Here is an 18808-nt window from a genome sequence, read left to right on the forward strand (position 1 = left end):
CACTTTTCGGGATGCGCTATAGCGGCCCGATTCATAGCTTTCTCTTAATCTTCCGCCTCGGTCGCGACAAGCTTCCAATTTGGATCGCGTGATCGTGTATCGCGGGCAAAGGTCCACAGATCCTTGATCTCAAGCACGTTTTCCGGATCGCCGTCGATCAGCTTGCCGTCCTTGTCATAGGTGGAAGAAATCATCTGGCTGACGATATTGACCGTCACATGCGCTTCCGAGCCCTTCATCTCGGCACCAGCAATTTCCGCCTTGTCGATACCGACAAAGGACGAACGCACGCTTTCGCCACGGGTTTCGCGTTCATCGATTGCCGAAACGAATCCTTCGAAAACATCTTTGGAAAGCAGGTTTTGCAGAACCTTGCGATCGCCATCGGCAAAGGAGATCACGATCATTTCGTAGGCGATCTTCACGCCATCCACGAAACTGGCCGGATCGAACGAAGGATCGGCTGCGTAAATCGCGCGCAGACCGTCATTGATCGGCGTGCCGACCGGCGCTGCCTTGTCGATGGCGGTGAAATCTTTTTCGCCCGGACGGCGCGGCAGGGAAACGACATTATCCGTCTCACCGCTCGCCGGTGCCGCATCGGCACTGCGGGCTGATGTATAAGGATCGAAGGGCGGTTTTTCACTTCCGGTACGACGGCCAAGAACATTCCTGAGCTGGAGAAAGATGATCACCGCTGCGATGAAGAAGAATATCGTGCCAAAATCAAAAAATTCCATGCCGCCTGCCGCTGATTGAAGGATCAGGCATTTCGCCTTTCCCTATCCCTAGAGCATTTCCCGTTTTGATTGAACCATTGGAAATGCTCTATCCATTTGTTTGTACGCGCATCTTTTTCCAAAACCGCTTCGCACTTTTCGGGATGCGCTCTCATTTGTATCTCATACATATAGATCGGCTTACGTCATCATTCAAATCCCGATCATGCGTACCTATTTGATATTGCATGACAGACAGTTTCAATTTCGTTCCGAACCTGAAAAAGTTACAATTCAGGATAAATTGGCAAGCTGAAACCAAACAACAAAGGTCGTAACTTACGTGTCCTCCTCTCTCGCCCCTCTCGTCATGCTGGCGATGCCTTTCATCGAAATTGCCGGTTTCGTCATCATTGGCAGCAAGATCGGCGTTTTCGCGACCTTGGGCCTTGTTATTCTGAGCGCAATGCTGGGTTTCTTTCTGCTGCGCGTGCAGGGCATCGGGCTTTTACAGCGCATTCGCACCGAAACAGCTGCCGGACGCGTGCCGGATCGCGAAATGGTGCATGGCGCCATGATGGTTCTGGCGGCGATCCTGCTGATCGTGCCCGGTTTTGTGACCAGCACCATCGGTATTCTGCTGTTCGTTCCGTTCATTCGCGATTTCATGTGGGAAAAATTCATGCGCGGCCGCATGGTCGTCACTACATCTGCGCGCTATTCAGACGGCTATGGGCAGCAGCGCCCCGGTCCAAATCCGCGTCAGGATCATGTCATCGATCTCGATCCGGAGGATTACACCACGAAGACGAATGAAAATTCTCCGTGGAAAGACGACCGCAAAGATCAATGAATACGGAAATACCAACCTAAAAAGCCTTTCTTGCCTCATGCCCGCGCACATGCTAGCCAAACATTCCGACCTTTCGGGGCAAGCTGCATGCAGCTCGCGCCTGAGGGGGCAAAAATCTTAATCACCGATAGAAGGCATACCGATAATGAGCGATAAGGCCGCGGGCGAAGTAAAGAACGGCAATGGCGCGACGGCCGAGCCGTCCCTCAACATTCTGGCGCAATATGTGAAGGATCTGTCCTTCGAAAGCCCGGGCGCGCCGCTGTCGCTGCGTCCGCGCGAGAAGGCACCGTCCATCAACATCAACGTGAACGTAAACGCCAATCCGCTTTCCGAAACGGATTTCGACGTTGTGCTGACGCTGGAAGCCAAGGCTGTTGACGGCAAGGACGTCCTTTTCAACACCGAGCTCGTTTATGGCGGCGTGTTCCGCATTCAGGGCATCCCGCAGGAGCACATGCTTCCGCTTCTGTTCATCGAATGCCCGCGTCTTCTGTTCCCGTTCGCGCGCCAGATCATTGCCGACGCAACGCGCAACGGTGGCTATCCGCCGCTGATGATCGACCCGATCGATTTCGCGCAGATGTTCCAGACCCGTATGGCCGAAGAACAGGCCAAGTCCGCTGTAAAGAGCTGATCGTTTCGAACGATAGAGCAGTTCCAGTTGCAAAAAAGCCCGGTTTTGACCGGGCTTTTTCGTATCAAGATTCAGCTTTTTAGTACTTCTTCCAGATAGCCTTGTCGCCCAGCTTGTCCACAAGCGCAGCGTGAGCAGCGCGCTCCGCATCGGAAATGCGTGGAGCAAGCGGCCTCGGGCGCGCGGCAATAACGATTGCAGCGCCGCTCTCTCCGGCATTGCTGCCGCTGGCGGCACCGCCCATGCTGAGCCCAAGCGCTGTCTGCTTGCCGCCGATCAGTTCGATATAGACTTCAGCCAGAATCTCGGAATCGAGCAATGCGCCATGCAGGGTACGGTGTCCGTTCTCGATGCCATAGCGCTTGCACAGCGCGTCGAGCGAATTCGGCCCCATCGGATGCTTGCGGCGGGCAAGCGCCAATGTATCGATGATACGCTCTGACTGGATTTCAGCCTGTTTAAGCCTCGCCAATTCAGCATTGATGAAGCCGAGGTCGAACATGGCATTATGCGCCACCAGCTTGGCGCCATCGAAAAATTCCAGGAACTCGTCCAGAATTTCCGCGAATGTAGGCTTGTCCAACAATTGTTCATTGCTGATACCGTGCACCGCAAGCGCTTCAGGATGAACCTGACGCCCCTGCGGGTTGATGTATTTATGGAAAGTGCGGCCTGTGGGAAACTTGTTGATCAGTTCCACGCCGCCGATTTCGATCACACGGTCCTCGAGCCTTTCCAGGCCGGTGGTTTCCGTATCGAAAACGATTTCACGCATTGAAGAACCTCTCGGGAAATAACTTTGGTACCTATAGCACGCCGCCGACGATTATTCGGTCGCGACCGCAGGCTTTCCACTCAATTCCGCGACGATTTCGCGAATCTGGCGGCGCAGATTGTCGAAACTCCCGCTTGTATCGATGATGAAATCGGCTCTTGCGCGCTTTTCGGCATCCGGCGTCTGACGTGCGAGAATGGCGTCGAGCTTTTCTTCCGTCATGCCCGGTCGCGCAAGCACGCGAATGCGCTGTATCTCGGCAGGGGCGGAGACAACCACGATCTTGTCCACGCGCTTGTCGCCGCCGGTTTCGAAAAGCAGCGGAATATCGATCAGCGCCAGAGCGGCGCCGGCTTCTTCCGCGCTGCGGCGAAAGGCTTCCTCTTCCTCACGCACAAGCGGATGAACAATGGCTTCCAGTTTTTTCAGGGCTTCGGGTTTTCCGATAACGGCAGCTGAAAGCTTTTCCCGATCAACCGCACCGTTTTCCACAGTGCCCGGAAACGCAGCCTCGATCAGCGGCGCTGCACGCCCGGAATAGAGCCGATGCACCGTATCGTCGGCGCTATAGATCGGCACACCGGCTTCGGCGAACATGTTCGCCGCCGTTGTTTTTCCCATTCCGATGGAGCCGGTTAGTCCAAGCACGATCATGCTATCTGTTCCAAAATCGCCATTTTCACGACGGCCTGACGCTTTTTGATTCAGATACCAGGGCGCCAGCCTTTGCCATGTCTGCCAGAATATGCTCACGCAGCGCTTTCGTCACCTGCGGTCTTTGGCCGAACCAGCGCTCGAAACCTGGAACGGCCTGATGCAGCAGCATGCCCAGCCCATCCACAGTCGTCAGCCCCGCTTCTTCGGCCTTTTTCAGGAATGGCGTCTTGAGCGGCACGTAGACAATGTCGGTCGCGACTGCCTTTCGCAATGCCCTGCCAAGATCGAGCGGGAATGGTTCATGCTCGTCGTGGCCACTCATGCCAAGCGATGTCGTGTTGACGATCAGTCCGGCGTCGGAAACCAGATCTTGCGCCTCATCCCAGCCATGCGCCGAGACACGCGATCCGAAATGGGCCGCGAGATCTTGCGCCCGGCTCACCGTGCGATTGACGATGGCGACTTTCGTAAAGCTGCGCGACAAAAGTGCATGAACAATGGCCCGGCTTGCGCCGCCAGCCCCCAGAACGAGCGCATTTTCTGCATCGTCCCAGCCGGGAGCCGATGCATCGAGATTGGCCGCAAAACCGTAAGCATCGGTATTGCCGCCATGAAGCCTACCATTTTCAAGCCAGAGCGTATTGACCGCTCCGATGGCCTTGGCGGCCTCATCCAGACTTTCCACGGCAGCATAGGCTGCTTCCTTGTGCGGAATGGTGACATTGCCACCGGCAAAACCGTTTTCAGCAAGCGACGAAGCAAAGGAGCCGAAATCCTCCGGCTTCACTTCTATCGCCTCATAAGAACCGTCGAGCCCAAGTTCCCTGAGCCAGAAACCATGGATCAGCGGCGACCGAGAATGTTTTATCGGAAAGCCGGTGACAAACGCCTTCTTAGCCATCGATCAGTTTTTCCTTCCGCAGTTCAGCCAGCAGCGGCAAGAGCGGCAGACCGACAATCGTGAAATAATCGCCTTCGATCTTCTCGAAGAGCTGGATGCCCGGTCCTTCGACCTGATAGGCGCCGACGCTCGAAAGCGCGATATCGCCCACACGACCGAGATAACGCCCGACAAAGCCGGGATCGAGATCGCGCATGGTCATGCGGGCAATCGAAACGTGACGCCACAGGGTTTTGCCGTCCTTCACCAGCACGACAGCACTGTTCAACTGGTGGGTCTTGCCGGAAAATTTCAGAAGCTGGCGGCGCGCTGCCTCCATATCCGCAGGCTTGTGGAAAATCTCGTCGCCGAGCGACAATGTCTGATCGCAGCCGATCACCACCGCGCCGGGGTTCTTCTCGCTCACGTCGAGCGCCTTCGCCTCGGCCAGAACCTGTGCGACTTCTTCCGGCGTAGCCCCCGTTTCATAAAGCGGGGCTTCCACCGCGCGCTCGTCGATATCCGCGCTTGCTGTCGAAAACTCTATGCCGGCATTTTTCAGCAAAGCCGAACGGAAGGGGCTTTTGGAGGCGAGAACGAGTTTGTCCGTCATGGCTGGAATCCTTGTTTATCCCTTTTCGCTATGCGCGCGAAGCAGCGCCAGAATGGCAGCTGCGGTTTCCTCGATCGACCGGCGCGACACATCGATGATCGGCCAGCCGTGCCGATTACATATATTACGCGCATAAGCCAGTTCTTCCGAGATGGAAACGCGATCCGTATAAAGCCCGGTATCCAGCGACGGCACATTGCCGAGCGGTCGGTTCTGGCGGATTTGCGAAATCCGTTCGGCGGTGGCGACCAGTCCCACGATCAGCGGCCGCTTCGCCGTGAAAAGGACTTCCGGCAGGGGAATTCCCAGTACAATCGGAACATTGGTGGCCTTGATGCCGCGATTGGCAAGATAGATGCTCGTCGGGGTCTTGGACGTGCGCGAAATGCCGACAAGAATGACGTCGGCTTCCTCGATGTCGTAGGGCAATTGCCCGTCATCATGCTCCATCGTAAAATTGAGCGCGTCGATCCGCCGGAAATAATCGGCATTGAGAACATGCTGCGCACTCGCGCGGCGATGAGCCGGCGCACCGAGATAGGATTGAAACGTGTTCAGCACCGGCTCCAGCACGGAAACGCTCGGCACGCCCATTTCCGTGCAGGATTCATCGATGATCGCTGCCAGTTTCTGATCGACAATCGTATAGAGAACAATGCCGGGTTCAGCATCGATGCCTTCGAGAACCTTGCGCAGCTGCTTTTCAGTGCGGATCAGCGGATAGATGTGTTCGATAGCGCGCGCATTGGCATATTGCGCCGCCGCCGCCCGGCCTGCCGCCAGGAGAGTCTCTCCCGTCGCATCAGAAATCAGATGAAGATGAAAGTAGGAAAGCGGTCTCACCACAGTTTTGTTGCCCTCCTGTTGACGGCTGTGCGTAAAGGCCGAACGTCTTCCACAAGCCATGGCAGGCCGTGGGAAACTTGGCAAGTCATCCACAGCAGGCGAACATGTGCGAACCGGTCTTCAACAAATGTGGACAAGACTCATGAAATCACGAAATCCCGTCGTAATTCCCAGCTTTTCCACAAATCAGCATGAACTGCGTCAATTGGTAACCCTTTATATTAAAAGAGGGAATTGAGTTTTCATTGTATTTGGTCAGACTATCGGTGAATGATTGCACAGGATGAGATGGCAATTTCGGAACTGTGGGGAAAATCGGGACAGACCTTAATCCCCGATTCCAACAGACTCTAAGAATCAAAAGATTCCTGAATCATCCTTTCTTTATGAGAGCCGGACTGGATAACTTCAGACCAAACCGGATCAGGTAACCAACAGGGCGGATAAAAATCAGATGAAGCGCAAAGTCTTGAGAGTGATTGACGGTGAAACGGTCTTTCCACCTCCCATCTGGATGATGCGCCAGGCCGGACGTTATCTTCCCGAATATCGCGAGACACGAAAAAAGGCAGGGAGCTTTCTCGATCTCTGCTATTCGCCCGATCTTGCTGTCGAGGTAACGCTTCAGCCGATCCGCCGTTTTGGCTTTGATGCAGCCATTCTCTTTTCAGATATTCTTGTCATTCCTCACGCCCTTGGACGAGACCTTCGCTTTGAAGAAGGCAAGGGACCCTTGATGACGCCGATCGATGCCGACGAGATTTTCTGGCTTGAGACGGAAGGCGTCGCCAAAAGGCTGGAGCCGGTCTACGAGACGGTTCGGCTGCTGCGGGAGCAGTTGCCCGACGAAACCACGCTGCTCGGCTTCTGTGGCGCTCCCTGGACCGTTGCGACCTATATGATCGCCGGTCATGGTACGCCGGATCAGGCGCCTGCCCGTCTTTTCGCTTATCGCTTCCCGGAAGCTTTTGAAAAGCTCCTGAACGATCTTGCCGATGTTTCCGCCGAATATCTCATCGAGCAGCTGGATGCCGGTGCCGATGCGGTGCAGATTTTCGATTCATGGTCCGGCGTTCTGGACGAGAACTGCTTTGAGCGTTTCTGCATCCAGCCCGTTGCCCGGATCGTCCAGAAGGTGAGGGCGGTCTATCCGGAGGCGCGCATCATCGGTTTCCCGAAAGGGGCAGGGATGCTTTATGCAGGCTATCGCGAAAAGACCGGTGTGGATGCCCTTGGTCTCGACTGGTCCGTTCCCTTTTCCTTTGCAGCCGCCCTTCAGGAAGAAGGTGCGATACAGGGCAATCTCGATCCGCTGCGCGTGGTGGCAGGCGGCAATGCGCTGGATGAAGGCGTGGATACGATTCTCGAACGTCTCGGCCAGGGCCCGCTGATCTTCAATCTCGGGCACGGAATCACGCCACAGGCACCGATTGAGAATGTGCATCGCATGATCGACCGTATTCGCGGAGGAAAATCATGAGCCAGACAGCTCCGGAAAATCGCGGATCGGCAGTTGCCATACGCACTGTCGTTTCGTTGGTTGTGGTGGCGCTCGGCGTATGGGCATTGTTTCACGTGAATCCAGCCGATGCCTATCTCTGGGTCAAGTCGCTGCATGTCATTGCCGTCATCGCATGGATGGCGGGGATGCTCTATCTGCCGCGCCTGTTCGTCTATCACTGTGCCGCAAAGCCCGGTTCCGAAACATCGGAGACCTTCAAGGTGATGGAAAAGCGGCTGCTGCGCTTCATCATCAATCCGGCCATGATCGTGACCTGGATTGCCGGCCTGTGGATGGCCTGGGAAATCTTCGGTTTCCAGGGCGGCTGGCTGCATGCAAAACTGCTGCTGGTCGTGCTGATGTCCGGCCTGCACGGCTATCTGGCAAAATCCACGCGGCTTTTTGCTGAAGATCGCAATATGCGCTCGGCCAAGCACTGGCGAATCATCAATGAAGTGCCGACGGTTCTGATGATTCTGATCGTCATATTGGTGATCGTTAAGCCGTTCTGATCTGAAAGCATCTCCAAAAAAGAAACCCGATTGCCGGGTTTCTGCCATTTTTCTGTTGCAGAAATTTCGCGCTATCCCTACATGAGACTTGCTCTGCATGCTGCAAATCAGTATGTAGAAAGCCTCTTCCCTTCAAGACAGCAGGCCTTCGATGCCGGTCACGACGTTCAGGTGGCCACCTTTCCGAACAACTGCATTTTCTCCTTACATTTTAAAAAGAGTTCCTCATCCATGCAGGAAATGAAACTACAAGAACTAAAAAACAAGACACCGGTGGAGCTGCTGGCTTTTGCCGAAACGCTTGAGGTCGAAAACGCGAGCGCCATGCGCAAGCAGGAACTGATGTTCGCGATCCTCAAGAAGCTGGCGGCCCAGGACGTCGAAATTATCGGCGAGGGTGTCGTCGAGGTGCTGCAGGATGGATTTGGCTTCCTGCGCTCTGCCGATGCCAACTACCTGCCGGGTCCAGACGATATTTATATTTCACCCTCGCAGCTGCGTCGTTTTTCTCTCAAGACCGGTGACACGGTCGAAGGTCCGATCCGCGGTCCCAAGGAAGGCGAGCGTTATTTTGCACTGCTCAAGGTCAATTCGATCAATTTCGAAGACCCGGAAAAAATTCGCCACAAGGTTCACTTCGACAATCTGACGCCGCTCTACCCGAATGAGCGCTTCAAGATGGAACTGGAGGTTCCGACCTCCAAGGATTTGTCACCACGCGTCATCGATCTGGTGGCACCGCTCGGCAAGGGCCAGCGCGGCCTGATCGTCGCGCCGCCGCGTACCGGTAAGACTGTACTTCTCCAGAACATCGCTCATTCGATCACCGCAAATCATCCGGAATGTTATCTGATCGTTCTTCTGATCGATGAACGTCCGGAAGAAGTGACCGACATGCAGCGCTCGGTGAAGGGCGAAGTGATTTCCTCGACCTTCGATGAACCGGCAGCACGTCACGTTCAGGTGGCTGAAATGGTTATCGAAAAGGCCAAGCGCCTCGTCGAACATGGTCGCGACGTTGTGATCCTGCTCGACTCGATCACCCGTCTCGGTCGCGCCTACAACACGGTCGTGCCGTCTTCCGGCAAGGTTCTGACCGGTGGTGTGGACGCCAATGCATTACAGCGCCCGAAGCGCTTCTTCGGTGCCGCGCGTAACATTGAAGAAGGCGGATCGCTGACCATCATCGCAACCGCGCTGATCGATACGGGCAGCCGTATGGATGAAGTGATCTTCGAAGAATTCAAGGGCACCGGCAACTCGGAAATCGTGCTCGACCGCAAGGTTGCCGACAAGCGCATCTTCCCGGCCATGGACATTCTCAAGTCCGGCACGCGTAAGGAAGACCTGCTGGTTCCGCGCGCCGATCTGCAGAAGATATTCGTTCTGCGCCGCATCCTCGCGCCGATGGGCACGACCGATGCGATCGAATTCCTTATCGACAAGCTCAAGCAGACCAAGAGCAATTCGGAATTCTTCGACTCGATGAATACCTAAACATTGCCCGGTGCAAACCGTTTGAGAAGCGCCGCACGGGAAACCGTTGCGGCGCTTCTTGTTTCAGGAAGTCTTACCGAGGAGCAGCCGCAATGCATCGGCGCTTTCAACGGGCGGCAGGCACACATGGCCCTTGCAAAACCAGGCGGATGGATTAGCTGCCTCTGTAGTTCCTCCGGTCGGTAGTTCTATCGTCTTGCCAGCCTCGAACCGCACAAACTTGTCCACACGTCGTGGATCGGGATTTCGATTCGCTGTAGAAACAAGTTCCCCGTTATTGTTTTCCGTGGCCACGACAAGAGAAAGCGGTTCGACTGCGAAGCGCGCCGCATTCAATATTCCAATCTGTCCATATTGCTGCGCGAAGGCTCGCCCAAGCGCCTGTTCAATCAGCTTCTCATTGCTCTGATAGAGATCGATATTACCCGTCGCCAGAAACAGTCTTGTCAGTGCTTCAATGATCTGGCTGGTCGCGCTCGGTATCGCTTCATCATAGTCGCCATAGGCGTGCAGGATGACGTCGTCGGCGTCCAGCGCGGATAGACGATAGTTACCGGCATCATCGCGGTGACTGTCGTCGAGCGCCTTCTTGAACTTCAATGCGTCATCGATGTAAGCCTGTTCGCTCGTTGCTTCATAAAGAGCAATGGCTGCATTGGTCATCGAAGCATAATCGGTCGAAAGGGCAGGGTAGAGAAGCGAGTTCTCCATACGGCAATGCGCGATGCGGCCATCCCGAAAGCTGCTTACTGTGGAGCGATAGGCACTGATTGCAAGATCGATCCAGTCCTGCCTCCCAAAGCTCCGACCTGCTTCGGCCAATGCCCGGATAGCAAGGCCGTTCCAGTCGGTCAGGGCTTTCTCGTCGCGTCCGGGCCGTACCCGCAATTCACGACGCGCAAGCAGCTTCTGCCGTAACGCTTCTATCATTGGGGGCAGGATCGCATCATCATTGACCGCATGAAGGCGGTTCAGAATATTCCGGCCTTCCCAGTTTCCGCTTGCTGTGACGCCATAATAGTCCTTGAAGGCTTTGCTATCGTCGCCAAGCGCCTGATCGATTTCCGGTTCGCTCCAGACGTAAAACCGTCCTTCCTCACCTTCGCTATCGGCATCGAGACTGGACGCGAAACTGCCGTCAGACAGGCGCATTTCCCGGACCAGCCAATCGATGGTCTCTTCGATTCGCAGACGAAACAAATCATTGCCGGTTTCTGCGAAAGCATAGGTCGCATGACGAATGAATTGCGCATTGTCATAGAGCATCTTCTCGAAATGCGGCACCAGCCAGTTGGCATCGGTGGAGTAGCGGCAAAGCCCGCCGCCCAGATGATCGTAAATCCCGCCCTGGAGCATAACCCTGAGCGACAGGAGGAAATTGTTGCGATGCGTCTCATCGCGGCTGTAGAGCCAGGAGAGCCAGAGATTGTCCATGAAGGGCGCGTTCGGGAATTTGGGCGCTCCTTCTATGCCGCCTCGGACCGGATCAATCAGGCTGTTGATGCGCGTTGCGATCTCGTCAAATCGCTCCACTTCGTTTGTCACCGCGGCGATCTGCGCTGCCAGACGGCCTTCCAGATGATCGAAGACGGCATCGGCATTATGGTTAATTTTCTCTTTATCCTTATGCCAGAGATTATTGACCGCATGCAGCACATCGACAAAGCCGGGCATGTTGTGGCGCTTGTGTGGGGGGAAGTAGGTGCCGCCCCAGAAAGGCTTGCCATCCGGCCTCAGAAACATGGTAAGCGGCCAGCCCCCCTGTTGCCCCATCGCTCCGAGTGCTGCCATATAGATCTGGTCTATGTCGGGCCGTTCCTCGCGGTCCACCTTCACATTGACGAACAAGGCATTCATCACTTCCGCCACATCTGGATTTTCAAAGGACTCATGCGCCATGACATGGCACCAGTGGCAGGCGGAATAACCGACGGAAAGCAGAATGGGCCGGTCGAGCTCTTTCGCAGCATCGAGTGCATCTTTGCCCCACGGCTGCCAATGCACGGGATTCTCGGCATGCTGGCGCAGATAGGCGCTCGGCTCTTCGGCGAGGCGGTTGCTGTCAGCGAGGCTTTTCCGGTCTAACTCTGTCATAAAGCTTTTCTTTCACGGCGCGAATGAATATGCCATTCCTTCAGCAATATTCAGCTGCTTCCCTTATGATTATAGGTCAGGAAATGGAATGAGCGAGATCGCTTCCCTTCAAGATACGATTTTTGCTTTATCGAGCGGGCGTCTGCCGTCCGGTGTTGCCGTCTTACGCATTTCCGGTCCGAAAGTTCGATTCGTTCTCGAAACAATAATTGGGACCGTGCCGCCGCCGCGATATGCAGCCTATAAGCTGTTCCGTGACCGAAATGGTAATCCGATCGATCGCGGACTTGTACTCTTTTTTCCTGGGCCGAACAGTTTTACCGGGGAGGATTGTGCCGAATTTCATTTGCACGGTGGTAAAGCGGTTGTCGAAAAGCTCTTGTCTGAAATGGGAGAGCTTCCCGGTTGTCGTATTGCGGAAGCCGGAGAGTTTACGAGACGCGCTTTTTCCAACGGCAAGATGGACCTGACCATTGCTGAAGGTCTCGCAGATCTGATCGCGGCAGAAACCGAGGGACAGAGGCGGCTTGCTTTACAGGTCGCGTCGGGTGCGCAGCGCGAACTCTACACGGAATGGCGTCAGCGATTGTTGCGCGCGCGTGCCTTCATCGAAGCGGAACTGGACTTCGCTGATGAAAGTGACGTGCCGGGTTCGGTGTCGGACCAGGTGTGGCAATCGCTGACACTGTTGGAGAGAGAGATCGAAAACCATATAGCGAGCGGCAAGCGTGCTTCGATGCTGCGCGACGGGCTGCATGTCGTGATCGTTGGTGCGCCGAATGCCGGTAAATCCAGCCTGTTGAACTTTCTGGCCGGTCGCGAAGTAGCAATCATCTCGGAAGAGGCGGGTACGACTCGCGATCTTCTGGAAGTCAAACTCGATCTGGGCGGCATCCCGGTTTATGTCACGGACACTGCGGGTTTGCGCGAAACCCAAAGTTCCGTCGAGAAAATTGGAATCGAACGCGCTCGCGCACGTATGGCGGATGCGGATCTGGTTTTGCTGCTGGAGGATATGAGCGATCCCATTGAGGTCACGCCGGATGAAACATCAGCAGTGTTATGGAAAATCGGGACGAAGGCTGATCTGAAGAGTGGGCCTTCTGATAACTGGTCCTATCGCATCTCGACGAAAACCGGTCAGGGATTGAATGGATTGCTGAATGCACTCCAGAGCTTTGCTGAAGCGCAGATCGGCCAGATTGAGGATGCTGTTCCCACACGGCAGAGGCATATCAATCTTCTGCGATCTACTGTTGCTGAAATCGACAAGGCTATAAACGGGACAAATCTTCCGCTTGAACTCCGCGCTGAGAACATGCGACTGGCATCGCAGTATCTCGGACGCATCACCGGGGATGTGGATGTGGAGGAGATTCTCGACGTTATCTTCTCCCAGTTCTGCATCGGGAAATGATTCACGTGAAACATGGAATGATCTGTGTTGAGGATTGTTTCACGTGAAACATCTGTGGAATCTCGCCGGGGTGATTGACTCCCTCTCTCATTCATGAGTCGAGCTGTCGACGAGATTTGATCGCGCAACTGGTCAATTTGATCTTCCGTTTCAAACCCATTCGTGGCAAAGAGACATCTTTCAGAAACGGATTCGAGTTGCGTCAGGATGAACCAAATGAGTTCGACCGAAGCCACAGTCTTTGATGTTATTGTAATCGGCGGTGGCCACGCGGGATGCGAGGCTGCTTCTGCAGCTGCGCGCGCCGGTGCCAAGACCGCGCTTGTTACACATCGCTTTGATACTATTGGCATTATGTCTTGCAACCCTGCTATCGGTGGATTGGGCAAGGGCCATCTTGTGCGCGAAATCGATGCACTTGATGGCTTGATGGGGCGTGTGGCCGACGAGGCAGGCATTCAGTTTCGTTTGCTTAACCGCCGCAAGGGGCCCGCCGTCCGGGGCCCTCGAACCCAGGCTGACCGCAAGCTTTATCGGCTTGCCATGCAGAAGATGATTGCCGCACAGGATAATCTGACTGTGGTGGAAGGCGGTGCGCAGGATTTTCTGGAAGAAGACGGATGCATCAGCGGGGTTGTTCTGTCCGATGGGCGAACCCTGACATGTGGTGCTGTCGTTTTGACGACCGGCACGTTTCTCAACGGCTTGATCCATATTGGGGAGAAGAAGATACCGGCTGGGCGGATGGGTGAAAAGCCAGCGCTCGGTCTTTCCGAACGATTGACATCTTTTGGCTTCGCGCTTGGTCGTCTCAAGACAGGCACGCCGCCACGGCTGGACGGACGCACCATCGATTGGCAGAGCCTCGACATGCAGTCGGCTGATGAAGAACCAATCCCTTTTTCCCTGATGACGGATCGCATCACCACGCCGCAGATCGATTGTGGTATTACGCGCACGACGCCAGAAACCCACGCGATCATTCGAGCCAATTTGCATCGCTCCGCGATGTATTCGGGCTCTATCGAGGGGATTGGTCCGCGTTACTGCCCGTCAGTGGAAGACAAGATCGTCAAGTTCGGTGATCGCGACGGGCACCAGATCTTCCTCGAACCGGAGGGACTGGATGATGATACTGTCTATCCTAACGGTATTTCGACATCGCTTCCCGAAGACGTACAGCTCGACATATTGAAGACCATACCGGGACTCGAAAAGGCGGTCATGCTGCAGCCCGGATATGCGATTGAATATGACTTCATCGATCCGCGCGAGTTGAAGCGCAGCCTTGAAACCCGGAAAGTTACCAGTCTGTTTCTGGCCGGGCAGATCAACGGTACGACCGGCTATGAAGAAGCGGGTGCCCAGGGGTTGCTCGCCGGCATCAATGCCGCGCGCCGCGCATCGGGTGGTGAGCCGGTCATCATTCAGCGCACGGAAGCCTATATTGGTGTCATGGTCGATGATCTGACATCACGCGGTGTCAGCGAGCCCTATCGCATGTTTACCTCGCGTGCAGAATTCCGTCTGTCGCTTCGTGCGGATAATGCCGATCAGCGCCTGACGCCCTTGGCCGATAAACTCGGCATACTGGGGCAGGCGCGCAAGGAACGCTTTGAAGCACGCGAGGCGGCTCTGGCTAAGGCGCGGTCATTGGCGCAGTCACTGACGATCACACCCAATCTGGCCGGTCGCTATGATCTGCGTCTTAATCAGGATGGTGTGCGCCGTTCAGCCTATGACCTTTTGTCCTATCCGGAAATCGATCTGGATCGGTTGAAGCCGATCTGGCCTGAGCTCGAAACTATCGATCCGATAACGCGGGAAGCATTGGAGATCGAAGCTCAATATGCGGTCTATATGGATCGGCAGAAGAGCGATATCGCTGTGATGGAGCGTGAGGAGCAACTGCTTATTCCGGCGGGTTTGGATATTGACGGAATATCTGGTCTTTCCAACGAGTTGAAGCACAAGCTCAAGCAACGCAAGCCGGAAACGATTGCCGAAGCACAGCGTGTTGACGGGATGACACCGGCAGCACTGGCACTTCTTATCGCACAGATCAAGAAGTTTGGATATCGTCATCGTGCTGCATCGGAATTGTCTGAAGAGCAGGGCGCTGCATGAGTGCCGATAGACACTTTGCAAGTTTGAAAGCAATCGTTCCCGCTGTTTCACGTGAAACAGCGGACCGCCTGATTGCCTTTGAAGAACTGTTTCGTAAATGGTCGAAGGCGATTAATCTCGCGTCGCCCTCGACCCTGAACGAGTTGTGGACCCGTCATATTCTGGATAGCGCCCAGCTCTTCCCCCTGGCAAGCGATGCCAGACATTGGCTGGATATTGGCTCGGGCGGCGGGTTTCCGGGCATTGTGACGGCCTGTTTCCTCGCTGACCAACCCGGTGGCGCCATCGATCTTATTGAAAGCGCCGGGAAAAAGGCAGCATTTTTGCGCACTGCAGCCGGGCATTTGCGTGTACCGGCACGTGTTCATTCCGCCCGCATTGAAGCGATGTGGGAAAAAATCGAAACACCTCAAGTGGTTACGGCGCGTGCATTGGCATCGCTGAACGATCTTTTCGGTCTGGCAGAGCCGTGGCTGACCAATGGCGCCAAGGCTCTCTTCCAAAAAGGTCGGGATTACCAGCGCGAGATCGATGAAAGCCGTGTCGGTTGGAGTTTCGATCTGATACAACATCAAAGTGCTATCGATCAGGCTTCGGTCATACTCGAAATCACCAATCTTCGGCGTAAATTTGTCTGATGGCTGGAAATTTCGAAGGGGCGGGCAGCAGCAAGGCGACGGTAATGAACAAAATGTCCAGAATCATAACCATTGCAAACCAGAAGGGCGGTGTGGGCAAGACGACCACCGCCATCAATTTGGCTACGGCCCTGGCCGCAATCGGTGAGACGGTATTGATCGTCGATCTCGATCCGCAAGGCAATGCCAGCACCGGTTTGGGTATTGATCGTCGCAATCGGCCCTTGTCTTCCTATGATGTGCTGACGCAGGAATCTTCGGTTCCCGATGCGGCGATGGCGACCGATGTTCCAAATCTCCATATCGTGCCATCGACATTGGATCTTCTTGGCATTGAAATGGAAATAGCGCAGTCAGCTGATCGCACGCGCCGTTTGCGCGATGCGCTGCGGTTTGATTCCGGTGTGTCCGAGCGTTTTTCCTATGTGCTTGTGGATTGCCCGCCATCGCTCAATCTTCTGACGTTGAACGCAATGGCTGCAGCCGATTCCGTACTGGTACCGCTGCAATGCGAGTTCTTTGCATTGGAAGGTTTGAGCCAGCTTTTGCAGACTGTCGATCAGGTGCGGTCATCGATCAATCCCGAGCTGTCGATCCAAGGCATCGTGCTGACCATGTTTGACAGCCGCAACAATCTCGCCGCACAAGTGGTGGATGATGTTCGTGCTTTCATGGGTGAGAAAGTCTATCGCACTGTCATTCCGCGTAATGTGCGCGTATCTGAAGCACCATCTCATGGAAAACCGGCTATTCTCTACGATCTGAAATGCGCCGGAAGTCAGGCCTATTTGCAACTCGCATCGGAAGTTATCCAGCGTGAGCGACAATTGCAGGCCGCTTAAACCAATCGATTCGACGACGAAACAATTCAGGAATAAGCCGAACGATGAATGACGATCCTTCAAAAAAGCGCCTTGGCCGCGGATTAGCGGCGCTGATCGGTGAAATCGACCGCCCTGTCGAAGAGCGCAAGGCACCTGTTCCTATCGAGCGGAATCTTCCGATTGAGTTTGTGACACGCAATCCGCGCAATCCGCGTCGCATGTTTTCCGAGGCGGAATTGGAAGATCTGGCGCAGTCGATCAAGGAACATGGCGTTGTGCAGCCAATCGTCGTGCGACCGGCACCAGGTCAGCCGGATCGCTTCGAGCTGATTGCCGGTGAACGTCGCTGGCGCGCTTCGCAGCGAGCCGGTGTCGACACGATCCCGGTTATTGTTCGGGACGTGGATGATCGTGTTGCGCTTGAGATTGCGATTATTGAAAACGTGCAGCGCGCCGACCTGAATGCAGTTGAAGAAGCGCTGGGATATCAACAGCTTATCGATAATCATGACTATACGCAGAATGATCTGGCGCAGGTGATCGGTAAAAGCCGCAGCCATGTTGCCAATACGCTGCGCCTGTTGAAACTGCCGCAACCCGTGCAGGATTTCATTGTCGACGGTGCGCTTTCCGCAGGTCACGCCCGAAGCCTCATCACGATGGAAAATCCGACTGCGCTCGCGGAACGGATCGTCAAGGACGGTCTGTCTGTACGACAGGTGGAAGCGCTCGCGCAGGCAGAGGCCCGTGGCGGTGTCGAAGCCAAGCCCGGTAAAGCAGGGCCTATCGAGAAAGATGCTGACACCAAAGCGCTTGAAAAGCTGCTTTCGGATGTTACTGGCATGAAAGTTGATATCAATCACCGTGATCGTGGCGGTGAGGTCAAGATACGCTATAGTTCTCTTGAGCAACTTGACGAAATTTGCCGTCGTCTCCAGAGCTGATATTCGGAATTATATAGAGACAATAGTAACTCGCCGCTATGAGGTGCGGCGAGTTTATTCTTTATTACTTGAAGTGACTTCTATTATCGACGGGCATTCCGCAGCGATTCAACGCTGATTGCCAGCAAACATTGGCGAATGATGGGGACGCTCAGGGCCGCATTCTGGCGGCTTTCAAGAACAGCGCGCTGCAGGCGCTCCATAACGCGCGCGAGGCTTTCTCCCGTCCAGCGACTCACGGCATTTTCAATGAGCTTTTTGCGGTTGAAAAAGATTGGTGGACGAGCCGCCGCTACAACGACGGATGCACTTTTACGATCGGTATCAGCGATATGGCGCAAGGTTTGTATCTGCTGAAACTGACGCATCGCCGTGTTGAGCAGCAGAAAGGGTGCGGTGCCGGATTTCACGATGCGGTCGAAGGAGACTTCAAAGCGCGGAAGATCGCCGGCAAGAACCGCATCGATCACCTCGTCGGTGGAAAGACCGGCAACATCACCGACCGCCTCGCGCACGTCATCGATATCGATCCGCTCCTTGCCGCGCGCATAGAGGCAGAGCTTTTCGAGCTCCCCGCGTGTGGCAAGACGGTCACCGCCGAGACTTGCGCGCAGAAGCTGGCGCGCATCGAGCGTGATCTGCATCTTCCATTCGGCCAGAACATCGTCGATGACGCCATCAATGCCGCGGCTATCATCCGAATAACAGGGCAGGGCCATGCCCGCCGAAGCGTTCTCGACGGCACTGCGTAAACCCGCACCCTTCTTGAGATCGCCCGCTTCGACAAGGACGAATGTTTCATGGGGCGGCTCGGTTGCAAGCAGCTTGACCGCTTCGGCCAGCTTCTTCTGGCCCGCGGCATTCTTGATCCAGATCAGGCGCTGGCCCCCGAACATGGAGATGGTGCGGGCCTCGTCTGCGAGTTTCGCCGGATCGGCTTCGATCTCGTCCGCTTCCATGCGAATGACGGCAAAGGGGTCATCCAGCGGCAATTTGCTTGCCTCGGCAAAACGGCGCGCACGCTCGCTCACCAGCCCCTTGTCGGGGCCGTAAAGCAGCACGACCGGGAACGAGCTCGTCGGTCTTGCCAGAAAACTATCGACTTCGTTTGCTTTCTTCTGCGCCATGGAATTTCACTAGAACGGTTCCTGTTTTAACGGAATCGTTGGAACCGTTCTATCTCTTTGTCTTTTCCGCATTTCCAAACGCAAAACCGTTTCACACTTTTGCTGGAAATGCTCTAGCGCAATTCGCCCGCAAACGAAACAGCCGCC

General features: G+C 55.1%; 18 protein-coding genes. 10 read left to right on the forward strand and 8 right to left on the reverse strand.

Going from position 1 to position 18808, the window contains the following annotated elements; translation table 11 throughout:
- Positions 1-44 precede the first annotated feature (44 nt).
- Complete coding sequence (locus tag JNC70_RS05395; RefSeq protein WP_104755121.1) at positions 45-740, reverse strand: Tim44/TimA family putative adaptor protein; 696 nt, start codon at positions 738-740, stop codon at positions 45-47.
- A gap of 322 nt (positions 741-1062) precedes the next feature.
- Between JNC70_RS05395 and JNC70_RS05400 the strand changes: the two genes are divergently transcribed.
- Entirely contained in the window at positions 1063-1572 is a 510-nt protein-coding gene (locus tag JNC70_RS05400) for an FxsA family protein (RefSeq protein WP_104755119.1), read from the forward strand.
- A 145-nt stretch (positions 1573-1717) separates the two neighbouring features.
- The gene (secB, locus tag JNC70_RS05405) at positions 1718-2209 is read left to right on the forward strand and encodes a protein-export chaperone SecB (RefSeq protein WP_104755118.1); all 492 of its coding nucleotides are present in this window, start codon (positions 1718-1720) and stop codon (positions 2207-2209) included.
- 79 nt (positions 2210-2288) lie between these two features.
- On the opposite strand, the gene dnaQ is transcribed toward secB, so the two are convergent.
- Genes dnaQ through JNC70_RS05430 form a run of 5 tightly spaced genes read right to left on the reverse strand, consistent with a single transcriptional unit; the run spans position 2289 to position 5980 of the window.
- Positions 2289-2984, reverse strand: a complete 696-nt coding sequence (gene dnaQ / locus JNC70_RS05410; protein ID WP_104755117.1) for a DNA polymerase III subunit epsilon — start codon at positions 2982-2984, stop codon at positions 2289-2291.
- A 51-nt stretch (positions 2985-3035) separates the two neighbouring features.
- The gene (gene coaE, locus JNC70_RS05415) at positions 3036-3638 is read right to left on the reverse strand and encodes a dephospho-CoA kinase (RefSeq protein ID WP_104755116.1); all 603 of its coding nucleotides are present in this window, start codon (positions 3636-3638) and stop codon (positions 3036-3038) included.
- A 25-nt stretch (positions 3639-3663) separates the two neighbouring features.
- A complete protein-coding gene (locus JNC70_RS05420; RefSeq protein WP_104755115.1) occupies positions 3664-4542 on the reverse strand; it encodes a shikimate dehydrogenase in 879 nt (292 codons plus the stop codon).
- The gene (locus tag JNC70_RS05425) at positions 4535-5134 is read right to left on the reverse strand and encodes a Maf-like protein (protein ID WP_104755114.1); all 600 of its coding nucleotides are present in this window, start codon (positions 5132-5134) and stop codon (positions 4535-4537) included. Before JNC70_RS05425 ends, JNC70_RS05420 begins: the two co-directional genes overlap by 8 nt.
- Positions 5135-5149: 15 nt before the next feature.
- Positions 5150-5980, reverse strand: coding sequence for a pyruvate, water dikinase regulatory protein (locus JNC70_RS05430; protein ID WP_104755113.1), 831 nt, complete (start codon positions 5978-5980; stop codon positions 5150-5152).
- Positions 5981-6434: 454 nt separating this feature from the next.
- On the opposite strand from JNC70_RS05430, the gene hemE reads away from it, so the two are divergent.
- From hemE to rho, 3 genes are all read left to right on the forward strand, one after another.
- Positions 6435-7460 (forward strand): uroporphyrinogen decarboxylase, encoded by a 1026-nt coding sequence (gene hemE, locus JNC70_RS05435; protein WP_104755112.1) that lies wholly within the window; start codon positions 6435-6437, stop codon positions 7458-7460.
- Entirely contained in the window at positions 7457-7993 is a 537-nt protein-coding gene (gene hemJ / locus JNC70_RS05440) for a protoporphyrinogen oxidase HemJ (RefSeq protein ID WP_104755111.1), read from the forward strand. Before hemE ends, hemJ begins: the two co-directional genes overlap by 4 nt.
- A 231-nt stretch (positions 7994-8224) precedes the next feature.
- Positions 8225-9490, forward strand: coding sequence for a transcription termination factor Rho (gene rho, locus JNC70_RS05445; RefSeq protein WP_012091070.1), 1266 nt, complete (start codon positions 8225-8227; stop codon positions 9488-9490).
- A 63-nt stretch (positions 9491-9553) separates the two neighbouring features.
- On the opposite strand, the gene JNC70_RS05450 is transcribed toward rho, so the two are convergent.
- On the reverse strand, positions 9554-11584 hold the full coding sequence (locus tag JNC70_RS05450; RefSeq protein ID WP_104755110.1) for a thioredoxin domain-containing protein: 2031 nt from the start codon (positions 11582-11584) through the stop codon (positions 9554-9556).
- 88 nt (positions 11585-11672) lie between these two features.
- Between JNC70_RS05450 and mnmE the strand changes: the two genes are divergently transcribed.
- From mnmE to JNC70_RS05475, 5 genes are all read left to right on the forward strand, one after another.
- Positions 11673-13001 (forward strand): tRNA uridine-5-carboxymethylaminomethyl(34) synthesis GTPase MnmE, encoded by a 1329-nt coding sequence (mnmE, locus tag JNC70_RS05455; RefSeq protein ID WP_104755109.1) that lies wholly within the window; start codon positions 11673-11675, stop codon positions 12999-13001.
- Positions 13002-13217: 216 nt separating this feature from the next.
- A complete protein-coding gene (gene mnmG / locus JNC70_RS05460; protein WP_104755108.1) occupies positions 13218-15128 on the forward strand; it encodes a tRNA uridine-5-carboxymethylaminomethyl(34) synthesis enzyme MnmG in 1911 nt (636 codons plus the stop codon).
- Positions 15125-15766 carry a 16S rRNA (guanine(527)-N(7))-methyltransferase RsmG gene (rsmG, locus tag JNC70_RS05465; RefSeq protein ID WP_104755107.1) on the forward strand — a complete coding sequence of 214 codons (642 nt, stop codon included), beginning with the start codon at positions 15125-15127 and terminating at the stop codon, positions 15764-15766. Before mnmG ends, rsmG begins: the two co-directional genes overlap by 4 nt.
- A gap of 44 nt (positions 15767-15810) precedes the next feature.
- A complete protein-coding gene (locus JNC70_RS05470; RefSeq protein ID WP_104755220.1) occupies positions 15811-16608 on the forward strand; it encodes a ParA family protein in 798 nt (265 codons plus the stop codon).
- Between the two features lie 44 nt (positions 16609-16652).
- Positions 16653-17534, forward strand: coding sequence for a ParB/RepB/Spo0J family partition protein (locus JNC70_RS05475; protein WP_104755106.1), 882 nt, complete (start codon positions 16653-16655; stop codon positions 17532-17534).
- A gap of 83 nt (positions 17535-17617) precedes the next feature.
- On the opposite strand, the gene holA is transcribed toward JNC70_RS05475, so the two are convergent.
- Entirely contained in the window at positions 17618-18661 is a 1044-nt protein-coding gene (gene holA / locus JNC70_RS05480; RefSeq protein WP_104755105.1) for a DNA polymerase III subunit delta, read from the reverse strand.
- Positions 18662-18808 lie beyond the last annotated feature (147 nt).

The sequence above is a fragment of the Brucella oryzae genome, from assembly GCF_041929965.1.
Lineage (GTDB): Bacteria > Pseudomonadota > Alphaproteobacteria > Rhizobiales > Rhizobiaceae > Brucella > Brucella oryzae.